Below are 16,480 nucleotides of genomic sequence, written 5' to 3' on the forward strand. Positions count from 1 at the left end.
TTTTCTTACACGATGTCTCGTTTTTTAAATTCAATTATTCCGAAAACCAGGATGAGTATCCCGGCGATTAAACCACCGTAAAGAGCGACCATCGGATCGTTTTCTTTTAACCCATCAGCATAATAAGCATAGCTGTAAGGGATGAACTTCACTTTCTCCGGAAATGACAGTCGCACGATCGAGGTGGCGATCATGCCGACAAACGCGATCACGACCGGATAGACCGCATTTTTAAAACAAGAGCTCAGCCAGTTGTGAAGCGCAGCCACTCCAAGGATGCCGAGAAATTGATAAAGTACATAGCTGCTGTAAAATTCGAACGTGAACCCTTCTGGAAATCCGGACAATTTCCCAACAAGAACCAGCCCGAGGGTGTTCAGCATGATCAACAGGGAGCTAAATAACAGAATCATAAAAAATTTGGATATAAATACCGAGCCCCTCGGAACAGGCAGACTGAGCAGGCTCTTCCATGATTGCTGCTTGAATTCGACATGATGGACAAGTGCGGCGATCACTGCAACGAAGACCGGCAAAAACGCTCCCCATCCAAGTACAAAGTGGTTTTCGCCCAGCAAGAGGTGCCATGAAGTCGTCCCCTGCTGCTGGACCTTTTGATATAAGTAATCTTCATAACGTAAATACATATCCAGAAACATGGCAGCTGTTGTTCCGAGTGGGATGATAAGAAGAAACAGCCAAATGAACCCGCCCTTTTGTTTCATAAAATCTGTTCGTAAAAGGTTGATCATCGTCATGCGGTTGCACCTTCCTTTGTTACTTCAAGGAAGATGTCTTCCAGTGTTTTCCGCTCTACTGCGAGCTTGTTGACCGCAAAGCCGTTCATCACGAGCTCTTTGTTAAGCACAGCGGGACCGGCTTCACCAACTTGAAGATAGATCGTTTCCCCTTCGATCTCAGGCTGGAACCCGTTGTTGATCAAGTGTGCTGCTGCATCCTCTACCGGGTTCGCCTCTATCGCGATCTGCGATTTTCCTCTTTGATGGAGTTCTTCTAGCGAACCCTGGAACACAAGCTTTCCTTTTGTAATGATGCCAACATCTGTTGCAAGAAGATCGATCTCGCTTAAAATATGGCTCGATACGAGAACCGTGATGCCCATCTTTTTAGGCAGGCTTTTAATTAAGTCACGGATCTCATGGATGCCTGATGGGTCAAGGCCGTTCGTCGGTTCATCAAGAATGAGCAGCTCCGGATTGCCGAGCAGGGCGTTCGCGATTCCTAAACGCTGTTTCATCCCCATCGAGAACTTTTTGACTGCCTTGTTTTTAACCTCTGTCAGCCTTACGATTTCTAACACTTTATCGATTTCTTTTGCTTCGAGCCCTAACAAGATTCGTGTCGTGTTCAAATTTTCATACGCTGTAAGGTGTCCGTAATATGATGGATACTCCACCATTGAACCAACACGTTTTAAGATAGGGATCCGATTGGACTTAAGCGGTTTTCCAAACAGGTTCACTCTTCCTGATGTTGGCTGGATCAGGCCTAGCAGCATCCGGATCGTCGTTGATTTTCCGGCACCATTCGGTCCTAAGAAGCCGTATATGCTACCCTTCTTCACTTTTAAATCTATAGAGTCAACTGCCTTAAAGTTGCCAAACTTCTTCGTTAACTGATTGGTTTCAATTAAATAATCGCTCATTGTTTCTGCCTCCCTCATTCTCTATAACACAAGAATAACCTCCGATGTTTAACTCCCCATTCAGGCAACCTTAAATTTAGCTTAATTCACCTCGAAGACTCCCAATAAAATAGCGTCCAATTATGCATCGGACGCTGATGAACCTTTACTTTTCTTTTTACTTTTCAAAAATGCTATACCCAACAATATCAAAGGAATGATGATTTGAAATGGAAGATGCAAAAGGATCGGCACAACCTTCAAGCCTTCTTTAATATGCTCTGATATACTGCTGGCGATAGAAACCGATATTAACAGGACGACTAGTCCAAGCGGATAAACTAACTGGTTAACTTTCTCAACCTTAAAAAGATTCCCCATTCCAATTACTCCAGCATAAAAATAAAGAGTTATCTTGATAAAGATTGTCATAATTAGAGCAAGAACGAAAAATACATCCAATCGTTCCAGGAAATTGGCAATTTGAATACTCTGGATTGTAGTGAGCAATGGGAATTGGGAACGTTTGGTTAGATCAACTCCTAACACTGTTATGTTTACTGCCATCACGATAGTCAGGTTTATACCACTCAAAGCGATCGCAGAAATTCCAATCTTCCTGGCAACTTTAGGATTATTAAGGTAAGGGAAAATCATCGTAAAAACAATCATCTCCCCAAACGGCACATAAATCGTCTCAGTTACAACTACTTTTAACACAGGAAGAATTCCCTCTTCTAATACGGGTTTTAAATGGGTTATGTCAATAAGACCAGAAGCAACGATCAAAATAAACCCCGTTATAGCAAAAAGATATAATAAACTGAACAGTATTTCGCCTGTCCTTGCCAGCACTTCAATCCCCTGGTAAACCGTGTACATGATAAGAAACATAAGCAATAGATTTACTATAAACAGTGGAGTCTCCCTGTATGCTACTGATAACAGCATCTCCCCAAAATCCCGCAGCACTCGTGCAGAAGCGTACATGAAGTAAATGGAATAAGCAAATCCTAACGCCCATCCTATATATTTTCCAAGTATCTTTTGCATATATTGAGTCGGAAGCATATCGGGATAATACTTATATAAGGCATGATAGATAAGAAACAAAAAAAATCCAAAAGCCATCCCCAGGAGAATGGCTAACCATGCATTTTCATCTGCGTCGATTGCTAGAGGTATAAGCATTGCACTCCCTAACTCAAAAAGAACAATCAATACAAACAACTGGACTGCATCTATCTTTGCTTTTTCCACTTCATGTTCACACTTTCATCATTTAGTATTAGATAAGAAAGGTTTAGTTCTTAATCCTGTACGGCGAATAAATGACTGAACCGTTACATTAACTTTTAGTTCTGGAAAATAAGTATCGTTCCATTCATTTTCGTATTTTTTCCATTCATTCGGATAGTTATTGTGAAAGGAATCTCCAAAGCCAAAAATATCCGATTTGTTTTCTTGAGCTTTTGCAATACCTTTCTCTACTTCATTTTTTATCTGTTTATTTATTTTTTCTTCAATCTTTTTAATCGTTTCAGGATTGTTTAAATCAGCCGCTGTCTGCATCTCGCCGATGTCTCCTTCTACTTCCACATGTATATTAATCTCTGGATCTCCGTTTTTTATTATCGGTGTCACTTTTGTGTTCTGTCTGATCACTTCAAATACAATAGAATCTTTTTCATTGTTCCAATCAACGCTCACGTCTGCTTCTTTAATTCTATTTAAAACCCAGACAATTCCACGTGCTGATCTCCCGTGTGCCCAATCAATGAGTTTTCCAGCCTTAAAAATCGCGATGCCATTCGCCTCGATCGCTGAGGAAGGTTCCGTACGCTGGATGTTCTCCATTTCCATTCCTATCTTTCCACCCGTTGCTCTGATTCCAGTGACCACCGGTTCCTTTCCCTTTGTAACAAGAGCTTCAAGAACATCACTCGTCTTTATTTCAAGATGTTCTCCAGAAGACTTCTCGGTTGACCGTAACATTTTAAGAATTTTGTTCGCAGGTATTTTATCGATTGGCGTCAGGGTGTTAATAAGTTGTTCAGCAGTCGCATCATGAGCGATTACAATCGTAGTAGTGATACGAAAGTTAGGGTCGCGGTCAAGGGCATCCAGTAACTTCATTATCCCCTCTTCTCTTGCAATCTCTTCTCCGATTACAACAATATTTGTATGGGCGTAATAGAGAATTCTTGATACATGGGCAGAAGCGTTTCTGCTTACCCCCACCAGGTTATTCCCTTCGGCAGTATATACTGTTACAGGAGGGCTCTTACTCCCTCCACCCGTATTCTCTCCTCCCACCACATTGCCAGGATTAACAATTTGAAAAGATCCAACATATTTTCCCTTTTCGTTCTTATCTAATCCGATGGCGGACACTAAAGCAAGATCGTTCAATTCTTTTTTGCTCCAACACCCTGATAGCAACAAAACAGAAAGAACAGGTACCAGAAGTTTTTGGAGTTTACGAATCATGATGTATCACCTTGATCATCGGCAGTAGTTTTTAATGAGCGTGATTGAGGTGGTCCCGGTTTTTGATGAGGACCTTCCCTTTTATTGTTTTTATTACCGATTAACCGGGGGCGCTGTGTAAATGCCCAGATCGGAAAACGGACAATCGTATCCCCTAAATTAGAAGGACTTAAAGGAGCGATTGGAGCCATATAGGGAACGCCGAATGACCTCAGACTGCATAAATGGACAAGCATAAATATAAATACAAGGGCGATTCCGTAAACTCCGAAAGTAGCTGCTGACAACATAAACAGAAATCGAATGAGCCTTGCTGATATGGCAATCGCATAAGATGGCGTCGAAAAACTGGCAATCGCCGTGATCGATACGATAATTACCATTGCAGGAGAAACGATTCCAGCCTGCACAGCTGCCTGCCCGATCACAAGCGCCCCAACAATCGAAACAGTAGAACCAACGGCTCTTGGAAGGCGGATTCCGGCTTCCCTGAGTATTTCAAAGGTAATTTCCATCAACAGAGCCTCTACAAAAGCCGGGAAGGGCACAGCATCTCTTTGTGCTGATATTGCGATGATTAATCTGGTCGGTACCATTTCTTGATGAAACGTTGTCACCGCGATATAAAGCGCCGGTGCCACAAGCGATATTGTAAAGGTCAATACCCGCAAAAAACGAATGGATGTCGCAATATCGAATCTTGCATAATAATCTTCTACAGCTTGAAAGAATTGAATAAATATTGCAGGGGCAATCAATACAAAAGGAGTTCCATCGACAATAATCGCTATCCTTCCCTCCAGAATGTTTCCTGCAGTACTATCCGGCCTTTCCGTGTGAAATAGCGTAGGGAAGGTCGTCATTGTCTGATCTTCAATCAACTGTTCAATATATCCTGATTCAAGGATGCTATCTATATCGATACTTTTTAGCCTTTTTCTTACTTCATTTACGATTTCTTCATTTGCGATACCGTTTAAATACATCATTGCTACACTGGTCTGCGTAACTTTGCCTATTTTCATCGTTTCAACCCAGAGATTAGGATTCTGTATCCTGCGGCGAATCAGGGAAATATTTGTTTGTATAGATTCTGTAAAGCCATCTCGGGGTCCTCGTATCGAAACCTGTGAACCCGGCTCCTCGACACTTCTCGTTTCTCCACCTCTTGTATCGACGACCAGGGCAGTTGAGATTCCATCAACGAGTAATACTGTAGAACCTCCCATTAGTTCCTGTAATACGCTTTTCCAATTCGAAAACTTTTGCACTTCTCCTGATGCAACTACTTCAGCGTAAATACGTTCAAACAAATCTTCCTTATTTTCTTCTAAATCAGGGTAGGGTTCTATATTATTAAAGATCGTTTCAATAATGAATTCATTGATAAATTGATTATTAACAAGACCATCGATATAAACAGCTGTAAGATTTACAAAATCGTTTCCTTTCAACTCACGTATCTTTAGATCCGAACTGTTCCCTGTTACTTTTTTCATTTGTTCCACATTTTCTTTTAAAGAATCACTTAACATTTCATCTGGAATATTAAAAGTACTGACTTCCTTTTGGATTCGCTCTTTTTTGCTTAGTTTTTTATTTCTTTTACGGTGTATTTTTATCGGCATAACAAAACCTCTTCGTTCTTAAGCCTTTTTAATGATTAGGCTTAGTTTAAACGAATGTTGGTGAAGTAATTCAAAAGCTTTTGGGAAATCTAATAAGAGGGGTGATGTACGTGAAGCCAGTTTTGATAGCGATCCTCTCAATGGGAGTATTGACAGGAGGTATGATTTGTTTTGACATATTTATGGGGACCGGGATAAAAGAAGCTCTGATCAATGCAATAAATCCTTTTAGAGTAATGGAACTTGTTGAATTCTTTCTGCTTTTTCTCCTCTCCGCAATCCTGTTACTAAAACCTGTCTTTAAATTTGTATATAAAAAAATGAAACAATCACAGCCTGAAAATTAAAGAAAACTCGCCGATCGACGAGCGTTCATGTGAAGATGGAGGCGTAGACCGACACCGAACATTTTCCTTTGCAAAAAAAAGGCCAATTTGCAAAGTTTGCAAATTGACCTACAACATTCTTAACTCGATTAGGAGTCGTTATTGTTTCGGGCGTTACCGCCTTTTTCTCCAATGTCTTGATAGAACTCTTTACCGTGGCTTTCGGAAGTAGCTTCGCCGCCTTTTTCTCCGATCTCCTGATAAAATTCTTTATCATGGTTCTCGGAAGTGGCTTCGCCGCCTTTTTTACCGATTTCCTGGTAGAATTCGTCGCCATAACGTTGTGCGGTAGTTTCGCCGCCTTTTTGGCCGCCTTCTTCTCCGCCTTTATGGCCGATCTCTTGATAGAATTCCTTATCATGAGTTTCGGAAGTTTTCTCTCCGCCCATGCGGCCAGCTTCCTCCACCGTCATTTTATTGTTCTTTTCATTGTTGTTCTTAGCCATGAAACCTCATCTCCTTTTAGGTGATTTTGTTTCGCTTATATTAGTGTAATTTCCGCTTATGGCTAAGAATAAACGGATAAGAACAGGATTGCTTCTTTTCTACTAAAAGCAATTTAGCCGGCGATTCCCCTTCATATTTTCATCTAAAAGAGTGCTCCAGTTCCCGTTTTAACAGGCCGTATACTTCTTGATCAAGCTTTTCTGCGAGCTCTGCATTATACGTCTTAACGAACGCTGTATTTTGGACAACCTTGCCGCCGTAAAAAATATTTTCTTTCACCTCTTCTACCGTGACGTCGATAACACGGTACTTCATCGTACCATGTATGACCTCAGAAACCGTGGCGCTCCCGCAGATTGAATAGGAACTTCCGGATCCGATAACTCCTAGAATGATTTTTGGATTGGACTGGATGTTTTTCACACTTCCCGCTTTATGGCCAACTGCAATCCTGACCGATCCGCCGTTTTTATCAGCCAGAAGCCAGGAAACGGTACTAAGATGCGGCTGTTGTTCCTCATCCTGGGTAATCAACGAAACAATTCGTTCCCCCTGCAGAAATTGGACCAGTTCTGGAGATAACTTATTTTGTTTCTTGCTCATGGACTGCTCCTTTCAAATTTGCAACGATTTTCTTGGCATCGAAGGGTCCGGTACGTTAATCGGTACCTCTTCATACCAGAACAGTGCTCTTCTCTAGCGCAGCTTCCTTTTCTCGTACCAGCGGGATCACCTCTTCCCCAAAACGCTGAAGATCTTCTTCATAATGGAAATGCCCTGTCAACACAAGATCTACGCCGATCTTTTTCAGTTCGATAATTCGATCTGCGACCTCCTCAGCTGTTCCGATGAGCCCTGTTTTAAACCCATCGTTATATTGAACAAGGTCCTCGAGAGTGGAATCAGCCCACATGCCCTGTTTATTCTTCGTCGATTGCCCGGCCTCTTTTACCGCGTCCTGAAACCCTTTAACAGCGGCATCATCTTTATTTGCAATAATATCCCTTAGTAAGGCAACAGCTTCCTCTTTTGTATTCCTTACGATTGCGAATCCGTTAACGGCAAATTTCACATCTCTTCCTTCCGCTTCTGCCCGCTGCTTCACATCCTTGATCTGCTGTTTAAATCCTTCCAATGTGTTTCCGTTCATGAAGTAATAGTCTGAAACCCTTGCTGCCATCTGTCTCGCCGCCTCGGAATTACCGCCCTGAAAAATCGGGATTTCTTTCTCTGGCTTCGGCTTCAGTGGAGCTTCATTCAATCGATAGAAATTCCCTTTATATGTTGCCGCTTCCTCTTTCCAGAGTGCACGAAGGACGTCAATAAATTCTTCCGCCCTTCGATAGCGCTCATCATGCTCAAGCCATGGCTCGCCATAGCCGATGAACTCCTGTTTAAACCAGCCGCTGACAACATTCACCGCAGCTCTTCCTCCGCTTATATGATCGAGCGTAGCAAGCATTTTCGCATACACACCCGGATGCCATAAGCCTGGATGAACTGCAGAGATAAGATTAAGCTTTTTGGTTACGGCTGCAAGCGCAGATCCCAGCGTGATTGCTTCCAGCTGTTTGTCGGCCCCGTAGCTTGCAAAAAATCGAGTCTGTAACAAAGCATATTCAAAGCCCACTTCCTCAGCGATTCGGGCATATCGTTTGTTTGCCTCAAAGCTCCAGTCTGTTCTTTGGGGCAGTTTAGAAACTACCAATCCCCCACTGACATTCGGTACCCAATAAGCGAATTTTACATTTCCCATTTTATTCGTCCTCCCTACATGTTTTAGACGGACGAACCTTCTCATGTTAAAATAAAAGGGATGAGAAGGCGCGTTCGTTTTGTTTCGTCGCAGAACCGAGTGTACGCTTCCATCATCGAAGAAAGGTGTTGCCGCACCTTTCTTTTTATTTTTAATCTTCTCCAGGCATCCCTCCCATGTAAACTTAAAAAACCTTTCTCCGATAAAGAGAAAGGTCGCTGAAATACATACATAATCAGGCACCCGTTCTCTTATCTTCGGAATAAAAATCCCATCTGAAATTGGCACCGTGCATGAATATGCTGGTTGCCGAGGCTTCGCCGGGTCAGTCCCTCCACCTCTCTTGATAAGAAACGTTAATGCTTTTAAGTTTTAAATTGTTAACTGTTTAAACTGAATTTTAACACAATTTTGTTTCCAGTCAATCATAAATTTGATTTTGTGATAAAAGAACCAGGTTTTTTAGTTTCTTTTATCAGCAGGGAAAACGATGCCCATTTGACTTCTTGCTTCATCCATCATCTTAAGCGTTAACAGGGAATGCTCAAATGAATTGATTTTCGACTCTGTCTTCCCGTTTGTAATAAGCGTGATAAATTCTTCAAGCTCATAGGCCATGGAAGGCTTTTTATTAGGAATACTTATATCTTCCACGCTTCCGTCCCTATAATGGATTTTAATTTCTTCCAGTTCACTGATTTTTGTGATCACAATGCTTCCGTTCTCCCCCTGGATCTCAGACGGAAGTGCCGAATCTGTTATTTTAGAATACATGGCTACTGCCTCCATATCATTGTAAGTCAGCAGGACAGTTCCTTCTCCATCCACTCCGGATTTCAGCTTCACCCCGGATGCTTTGATCTGCTCGGGTTCTCCGAATAACACTGCAAGGGGATACAAGCAATAGATTCCGAGATCCATCAAAGCGCCGTTGGAAAACTCGGGTTTAAAAGCATTCTTTATCGTACCGCTCTTATACGCATCATAACGGGAAGAATACTGGTTATAACTCACTGCAAACCGGCGTATTTTCCCGATTTTATGCAGGTTTTCCTGGATGCTTTTAAAGGCTGGCAGTATCGTCGATTTCATCGCTTCCATAAGCAAAACATCATTCGCTTTTGCAGCTGCGATCATTTTTTCCAATTCTGATTGATTAGAAGCGATCGGTTTCTCGCACAGGACATGTTTGTTGTTGTTTAAGAATAGAATCCCCTGCTCTGCATGAAATGAATTGGGGCTCGCTATGTAAACTGCATCGATCGCATCACTTTCTGCCATTTCAGTTAAACTTGTATAAGTATGTACAACCGAATACTTTTCCGCAAACTCGCTTGCCTTCTCTTCCGTACGGGAATATACTGCGTTCAGTTGAAAATCTTCCACATGCTCTGCTGCTTCTAAGAGCCTTTCTGTGATCCAGTTTGTTCCGATAATGCCGAATCTTATCATAACCTGGCCTCCTGTCTTTTTTAAAAAAGATAAAGTTCCGTCCTCTAGTATACGCCTGTTGCACAAGCAAAAACAGCCCGGCTTTCGTTTCCCTGGAATGCCCGGTTACTGAAACCTTTCGCCTCTCTAAATCGTAATTAAAGTGAAGGAGTCTTTGAAACTCGTAATAGAAAGGATGAAATACTTTGCCAGCTTGCCAGAATTGCGGATATACATGGAAACGGAAAGAAACCACCCTCAAGATGCTGACGTTTAAAAGTAGTTATCGATGTCCCAATTGTTTACAAAAGCAGTACCTTTCAGCTGAAACACGGAAACGATCTTCCTTGTATTCCCTTCCTTTCTTTTTGATAATTCCTTTTTTAGCCGCTTTTAACATACATTTTTCGGTTACTTTAGTGATAGCAGTTGTTTACCTGGTCTTTTATATTAGTTATCTTCCATTCACTATAAAATTAAGCAATGAAAACGAACCTCTCTGGTAAAGGTTGTTTTCCTAACTACATAGATAGGAGTGTAAAAATTGAATTCAAATCACCGTTTCGTTGCAATTTTTTCACTGCTCGGCGTAGTTTCCATATCAGCCGGGATGGGTTTTAAAAGTGTTTTTGAATATTCCCCAACGGTCGGATGGCTGTCTGGTTTTATATTTTTCCTTGTGAGTGCATTTTTTGCAAATAAGCTGATCTCAGAAAAAGAAAAATAAGTTGTATTAACCGGCTTCTAACAGAAATCTGACAGTCATATCATACATATGAAAACTGCTTGTTTTAAATTGGTTCAAAATAGAATAAGATAGATTCATCATCTTTCAGAAAGCAGGATTGGAATGCATAACCTTATTATCGATTTGCTGAAGTGGTTAACAGATCTAGGTTATTTCGGAATCGCGCTGGGATTAATGGTCGAAGTGATTCCAAGTGAGATTGTCCTTTCTTACGGCGGATATATGGTGTCTCAGGGTACAATAACTTTTGTCGGAGCTGTAATCGCGGGGACGATCGGTGGAACAATCGCACAGCTGTTTCTGTACTGGCTCGGTTATTACGGTGGTAGGCCGTTTTTAGACAAGTACGGGAAATATCTTTTAATTAAAAAACATCACATCGACATGTCCGAAACCTGGTTTACAAAATACGGAACAGGTGTCATTTTTACCGCGCGTTTTATTCCGGTTGTCCGCCATGCCATTTCGATCCCGGCAGGCATTGCCAGAATGTCGTTTGCAAAATTTACTATGTACACGGCACTTGCGATTATTCCCTGGTCTATCTTCTTTTTGTACTTAGGAGTGCAGTTAGGAGACAACTGGGAAAACATCAGCTCTATCGCAGGGCCTTATACCAAACCGATCGGGATTATTGCCATCATGATGATCTTGCTTTATATCCTTTATAAAAGAGCGAACCGAAAGAATAACCGTACCGTTTAACAGCAAAAGGGCAGATCAGTTGATCTGTCTTTTTTGTTTCTTATCCATTATAAAAAGCGTGAATCATAAGGATTCACGCTCAATCTGTTCTATTGCTTCAGCCAGTTCCATGCTTCATCTGTTTCTTCCTGGTTGAAATGCTTCATTTCAATACCTGGCAGATAATTTCCCATTTCAGTTGTTTTCTCAAGCCAATTCTTTTCACTTACAACAGCGCATTTATTAAATTGGCTCATATGTTCCAGATCTAACTTCATGTCTTCGAACAATCCTTCAATCGAATAACCGTCCAAATCATCGTTAATTATCATCAGACAATTGAAATCGTCATGATCACCAAATGATTCCTCAATATATCCTTCAAAGGTTTCTATATCGTCTTTCGTTATCTTCCCTCCAGCTTCAATCGCTATCGCTGAGTCAGAACGACTTGGAAGTAATGAAATCATATTAGTTCCCTCCCTACCGTTCCGTTCCCGGGAAAAAAAATTCTGAAACGAAAATTTTAGCCTGAGATGTTAGGGGGAGGTGGAGGAGGCTATCGCTTCGAACCTCCTATAAATTGCTCTGAAGCTCTTATAAGTTGATCTTAACCTCTTAAAAATTGTACATAATCTCCTATAAGTTGCTCGTAACTACTTATAAAAGGTTTTGAACATCTTATAAGTTGCTTTTAACCTCTTATAAACGACTTCGACATCTTATAGAACCCCCTGAAACTCCAATTTTCCTCCCTGAAACTCCAATATTCCTCCCTGGAAACCAAATAAGTCTACATGAATGACTAAAAAGCCCCTCCGAAACTCCAATAATCATCTCTAAACCTCTAATAACACATACTGAAACTCCAATAAACCTCAATTAAAAGACCGCTCCCTATTTTTATTAGCCAAATAACAAATAAAATCCCGGGCAGAATCAATGATCCCTATTATTCAATTGACCTTACATATTCAGCAATCTTGATCATTTCACCCTTTGTGAGTGTCGGTACGCTATCGTTGCCATGCCGTTCGATCGCTTCTTCAATGGTTTTGGCGCTTCCATCGTGGAAGTATGGCGCTGTCGCCCATACGCCGCGTAGTGTCGGCGTGTCAAAGTGTTTCGTGTCTCTAGGATTTTTATTGGCAGCCCGGGCGTCCCCTTTTGAAGGCTTGTCAAGCTTGTTCATTGTGCCGATGTCGTAAAGGTATTTTGTATTATCGGTTGTTAGTTCGCCGTTCTCTTCAACAGCTTTCATACTGTCAGAGAATTGTTTTCCGCCATGGCAGGATAAGCAGTTCCCTTTACCTTCAAACAATTCTTTACCTGCTTTCGCAGAATCACTCAAACTACCATCTTTTTCACGATATGGGCTCTGGGGTGGTGGGAATGATTCTGGGTCGCTTAAGAAGGCAAACATCGCATCATACATTTCTTCCACCTCAGCCGGTAGAGGCTTTCCTGCATCAAATTCAGTCATTCCTCCCATTTCGCCCTGGACCGTTAATATATAATCCGTAAAATCATCTCTGCTTCCATCCCAGAGGAATAAGCCTGTTTCACTCGTCACTGTATTGCTCGGAATGTTCCTTGGCCCCTTTGGTGTCGTCAGTGTTAACCCGTTCATTTCTCCATCAGCATGGCAGGACACACAGCTCACCCAGTTATTCCCGGTAATCTCAGTGGCATACTCATCACTGTTCGCGCTATAAAAAATCGTTTTTCCTTTTCTGACCTCGGGCTCTAATGGGTCTTTTTCGATAAGAGAAAGATTTTCACCATCCATTTTTGCTCTTGCATAGGAATCATTTCCGCCTGTAGAAACAGAAGCAAGGTCATGGCTCATCGCATTATGGACAAAAAGATTTTTCCCATCCGGGGTGATGACGGCTCCTCTTGGATTGTTTCCTTCGATCCTTCTGACAATCTGCGTTGCGTTTCCTCCCCGGGCTAGATCGAAAACGACAAGATCTTCACTTCCTGACATAACCGTGTACGCTTTGTTTCCATCGGGAGAAAACACAACATCATATGGATTGGAAACAATCATCGTCTGGTCACTTTTATCTGTTACGTTGATTTCTTGGAACAGCTCTTTCCGTTCTTCTACAATCTCTTCATCCGTTGTTAAATCGATAACAGAAATCGCTGGAAAAATCGTTTCTTCAAAGTTTATCGGCGTATCAACATTTGTTAGCAAGTGTGGCACCCATGCTTTCTTTCCATCCGGACTGATGACGAATTGCTCGAGTGTGTTCGGAATTCCCTGGCTTTTCTTAGGATCTTTTTGATCAGGCGAATCAGCCAGCTTAATCACTTTTGACACTTTTTCCGTTTTCGTATCGATCACGCTAATTTCCCCTGATAAATAGTGAGGGGTGTAAAGCTTTTTCCCGTCAGCAGTGATGGAGAGGGTCCGAGGACGGTTTCCTACTTTGATCGTTTTTCTTTCCTCTTCCTCTATAAGATCGACAACTGAAACGGTATTAGACCTATAATTAGCTACATAAAGCGTTTTTCCATCCTGACTGGTTACAACCCCATATGGTTCAATCCCAACTTCGATGGAATCGACGACCTTTTGTTTTTCAAGGGAAACAACATCGACTTTATTGTCCCGTCTGCAAGTCACATACAGAAACTTTTCATCCGGACTGATCGCCAGTTGCTCCGGGTGGTCGCCCACTTTAATTTCCGCTGTTACTTCCTTTGTCTCCCGGTCCACGACCGTAACGGTACCCACATCGATGTTAGCTGTATAGATCGTATCTCCAGCTTTGTTGATAACAATGTTGTTGCTGTTCATGCTGTAATCACGCACTACACTATTTTCTTTACTATCTCTTAACATGGAAGGTTTTGATATACAGCCTGCCAGCACTACTATGATAAGAAGTACTGGGAGGAAGAGGATTGCTTTCTTCACTGCGATTCGCCTCTTTTACTTAGTTGTTTTTCTTGACTTCTACTGGCACAAGAATTGGCGAGATACCATGCTCCCCATGGCCGGCTTGAACCTGAGGCACAGTGTCTCCATCCGTATTTGCTGAGTCATCATCTTTTTTATAAAAGTCGCCCGTATCCCAGAATTCACTCGCTTGCATCCCCTGGTCTAACGCAGGGCCATCGATAACAGTGTTAAAGAAATCAGTATATCTTTCGGTAATTGTTTTTACTTCCAGCACTTCCGGCTGTTCCTTATCGTCACTCGTGTTGCTCAAATTGTTGATCGCTACTCGATAAACTGCTGCAACTCCGCCTGCAGTTTCCGGGTCATACTTCATTTCATCTTTTCCAGTGATATACGCTTTGGCATCCTGGTCCCACAGCTTTTCATCCATCTGCTGGTAAACGGTACGTGCAGCATCGCGATACTTTTCATCCTTGGTTGCAAGGAATGCTGCCGTTAACCCTCTAATCGCTCCCAGCTGCCCCTTTAAGGAACCTTCTTCTGAAGGCCCTTCTCCAATCGTATAACCGTCAGCAACCAGCCTGGAATCCTGCATCAACTCATCAATAATGAAATCAGCCTGTTTCTTGATAAGCTCAAGAGCCCGTTTGCCTTCTTCCGTTCCAAGCCCTTCCGCTTCTTCCGCATTTGCATACCCTACTGGCAGCCCATCGATCGCGCGCTGGAAAATACGAAGTGATTCAGTCGTATAACCGGCATTAAACGTGTCAACATAGTTGCCCTGTTCTTTTCCGTTATGCTCGGTCACAAATGATCCCACATCATCGTTGAAATGCATCGCATCGATATTTTTAAAGACGTGAAGCAAAACGTCCTTATTAACGGAATATGGGTCGGTTGCTTCCGTATCGTTCGCTTTATCCTTGTCGATGTTTTCTGCTGGAGCCGATGCATAAGGCTCTCCGTCAAACAGTGCTCGGAAAGAAGGAGCTACATTTTTGTTCTCTTCACGCTGGTCTGCCATACCGTAAAATTCAGAAGCAGGCCATAGCACGAGCCACTGATCTTTCAGCATGCTTTTGCTGTCCTTCACCTCAAGCGATTCAGCAGCAGGAACCTGTTCGTCTCCATTTTCACTCACGCTGATCTGATGCGGCAGATAAACAAGCCCATTCGAAGGGTCGTATTTACTTCCCGCTCCCGCAGCAGTCAGGGCATTTTTGTCCGGAGAATAGAACAAACCATTTCGAATATAATTCAACTTGTTCCATATTTCTTCAACCAGGATCGCACCCTGCATTCCATCAGCTGAACTAACGCCAAGAGCAATATTTTTGTCCTGGTCATCGTTAGGCGTTTCACCTGCAAGCTCTTCATCACCATCAACCGTGTGGTAACCGCCCATAAAGTCACCGGCCCACAGCGCCTGCTTCAAGAAAGTCGCGCCATAAGCTGCCGGAGTCAATACTTTATCCATCTTCTCCCTGTCCCATCTTAGCGACTTAAAGTTGACCTGGAATTCCGGAACATAAGCGCCGTCCACGCCATCAGCGTATTGAGAGGTATCTACTTCCCCGGCATAATGGGGATCGCCATGGGAGTATTCGATGAATGTTGGATACATGTTACGGAAAATTTCTTCTTTCGGATAACCGACTGCATCTGCAAGTTTCATAAACCGTCCACTTAACACTTCATTCTTTTCCTGGCCGTTTTGCTTTGCGATCTCTTCAACAGCAGGTCCGTTTATCAAATGGAGGCCGAGTCCCGATTTCTCCACGACCTCATACATCGCTTCTTCGGAATACTCATATGCCTCAACGCCAGCAGTGTAATCGAATTTGGTTGGTGCATTCACGTTCTTTGGATCGAGCACATCTGGATCAAGGCCCAATCCTTCTACAAGAGGTTCACCGGACAGCTCGAACTCTGCATAAGCGAACATATTGCCTGCTGTATCGAACTTATAATCAGTAACAGGAACTGAAACTCCTGAATTCCTGGAAGCTCCCTCTGTTTGTGCCTTCTTTTCTTTATCAGATGTACCAGAGCTTGCGTCGTTTTCTGGTGTACAGCCACTGGAAACAATTAAACTTGCAGCAAGAGCAACCGATGACATCACTCTCCATGGTTTCTTTTTCATTTTTCTCTCTCCCTATGTATCTATTTTTTATGTAGATTTATAAATGTCTATGTGATTGATAACCGTTTTCAATGATAACAATTATCACTATCAATTACAATGGTTGATTTTGCGCTAGCATATGCTATCATCTGCCAGTAAAATTTCAAGTAAAAGACGGTGTGCCGACCTTTTGTCGGCACACCGTCTTTTACTTCCCATATATATA

The 16,480-nt window shown here is 42.3% G+C and carries 16 protein-coding genes and 1 riboswitch; of the genes, 4 read left to right on the forward strand and 12 right to left on the reverse strand.

The features are described 5' to 3' along the window. Positions 1–5 precede the first annotated feature (5 nt). The 5 genes from FCL54_RS11290 to FCL54_RS11310 form a co-directional block, all read right to left on the reverse strand. A complete protein-coding gene (locus FCL54_RS11290; protein WP_138126455.1) occupies positions 6–758 on the reverse strand; it encodes an ABC transporter permease in 753 nt (250 codons plus the stop codon). Further along, positions 755–1,666 carry an ABC transporter ATP-binding protein gene (locus FCL54_RS11295; RefSeq protein ID WP_138126457.1) on the reverse strand — a complete coding sequence of 304 codons (912 nt, stop codon included), beginning with the start codon at positions 1,664–1,666 and terminating at the stop codon, positions 755–757. Before FCL54_RS11295 ends, FCL54_RS11290 begins: the two co-directional genes overlap by 4 nt. 120 nt (positions 1,667–1,786) lie before the next feature. Beyond that, on the reverse strand, positions 1,787–2,905 hold the full coding sequence (locus FCL54_RS11300) for a GerAB/ArcD/ProY family transporter (RefSeq protein ID WP_138126459.1): 1,119 nt from the start codon (positions 2,903–2,905) through the stop codon (positions 1,787–1,789). A gap of 18 nt (positions 2,906–2,923) precedes the next feature. Further along, positions 2,924–4,135 carry a Ger(x)C family spore germination protein gene (locus FCL54_RS11305; protein WP_138126461.1) on the reverse strand — a complete coding sequence of 404 codons (1,212 nt, stop codon included), beginning with the start codon at positions 4,133–4,135 and terminating at the stop codon, positions 2,924–2,926. Then, positions 4,132–5,763 (reverse strand): spore germination protein, encoded by a 1,632-nt coding sequence (locus tag FCL54_RS11310; protein WP_138126463.1) that lies wholly within the window; start codon positions 5,761–5,763, stop codon positions 4,132–4,134. The genes FCL54_RS11305 and FCL54_RS11310 overlap by 4 nt, the downstream gene beginning before the upstream one ends. 110 nt (positions 5,764–5,873) lie before the next feature. On the opposite strand from FCL54_RS11310, the gene FCL54_RS11315 reads away from it, so the two are divergent. Then, entirely contained in the window at positions 5,874–6,110 is a 237-nt protein-coding gene (locus FCL54_RS11315) for a YczF family membrane protein (protein WP_138126465.1), read from the forward strand. A 128-nt stretch (positions 6,111–6,238) separates the two neighbouring features. Here the strand turns inward: FCL54_RS11315 and FCL54_RS11320 are convergent, their stop codons facing one another. From FCL54_RS11320 to FCL54_RS11335, 4 genes are all read right to left on the reverse strand, one after another. Beyond that, positions 6,239–6,595 carry a KGG domain-containing protein gene (locus FCL54_RS11320; RefSeq protein WP_138126467.1) on the reverse strand — a complete coding sequence of 119 codons (357 nt, stop codon included), beginning with the start codon at positions 6,593–6,595 and terminating at the stop codon, positions 6,239–6,241. 139 nt (positions 6,596–6,734) lie between these two features. Beyond that, entirely contained in the window at positions 6,735–7,199 is a 465-nt protein-coding gene (locus FCL54_RS11325; RefSeq protein ID WP_138126469.1) for a pyridoxamine 5'-phosphate oxidase family protein, read from the reverse strand. 70 nt (positions 7,200–7,269) lie between these two features. Continuing rightward, positions 7,270–8,352, reverse strand: coding sequence for a dimethylsulfone monooxygenase SfnG (gene sfnG / locus FCL54_RS11330; RefSeq protein WP_138126471.1), 1,083 nt, complete (start codon positions 8,350–8,352; stop codon positions 7,270–7,272). 248 nt (positions 8,353–8,600) lie between these two features. Continuing rightward, a riboswitch (SAM riboswitch) is annotated at positions 8,601–8,705 on the reverse strand. Between the two features lie 109 nt (positions 8,706–8,814). Continuing rightward, positions 8,815–9,804 carry a Gfo/Idh/MocA family protein gene (locus FCL54_RS11335; RefSeq protein ID WP_138126473.1) on the reverse strand — a complete coding sequence of 330 codons (990 nt, stop codon included), beginning with the start codon at positions 9,802–9,804 and terminating at the stop codon, positions 8,815–8,817. A 185-nt stretch (positions 9,805–9,989) separates the two neighbouring features. On the opposite strand from FCL54_RS11335, the gene FCL54_RS24805 reads away from it, so the two are divergent. The 3 genes from FCL54_RS24805 (at position 9,990) to uptA (ending at position 11,236) form a co-directional block, all read left to right on the forward strand. Further along, complete coding sequence (locus FCL54_RS24805) at positions 9,990–10,289, forward strand: TIGR04104 family putative zinc finger protein (protein WP_138126475.1); 300 nt, start codon at positions 9,990–9,992, stop codon at positions 10,287–10,289. 38 nt (positions 10,290–10,327) lie between these two features. Continuing rightward, positions 10,328–10,510: a hypothetical protein gene (locus tag FCL54_RS11345; protein ID WP_138126477.1), complete on the forward strand. Its 183-nt coding sequence runs from the start codon at positions 10,328–10,330 to the stop codon at positions 10,508–10,510. Between the two features lie 123 nt (positions 10,511–10,633). After that, positions 10,634–11,236, forward strand: coding sequence for an undecaprenyl phosphate transporter UptA (gene uptA, locus FCL54_RS11350; RefSeq protein WP_138126479.1), 603 nt, complete (start codon positions 10,634–10,636; stop codon positions 11,234–11,236). 89 nt (positions 11,237–11,325) lie between these two features. Here the strand turns inward: uptA and FCL54_RS11355 are convergent, their stop codons facing one another. The 3 genes from FCL54_RS11355 to FCL54_RS11365 all read right to left on the reverse strand — a co-directional run bounded on the left by FCL54_RS11355 (position 11,326) and on the right by FCL54_RS11365 (position 16,272). Beyond that, a complete protein-coding gene (locus FCL54_RS11355) occupies positions 11,326–11,685 on the reverse strand; it encodes a SpoIIAA family protein (RefSeq protein ID WP_138126481.1) in 360 nt (119 codons plus the stop codon). Between the two features lie 482 nt (positions 11,686–12,167). Further along, entirely contained in the window at positions 12,168–14,144 is a 1,977-nt protein-coding gene (locus tag FCL54_RS11360; protein WP_484083219.1) for a beta-propeller fold lactonase family protein, read from the reverse strand. Between the two features lie 19 nt (positions 14,145–14,163). Continuing rightward, positions 14,164–16,272 carry a hypothetical protein gene (locus FCL54_RS11365; protein ID WP_138126482.1) on the reverse strand — a complete coding sequence of 703 codons (2,109 nt, stop codon included), beginning with the start codon at positions 16,270–16,272 and terminating at the stop codon, positions 14,164–14,166. Positions 16,273–16,480: the final 208 nt, after the last annotated feature.

Source organism: Exobacillus caeni, assembly GCF_005747095.1.
Classification (GTDB): Bacteria; Bacillota; Bacilli; order Bacillales; family Guptibacillaceae; genus Exobacillus; species Exobacillus caeni.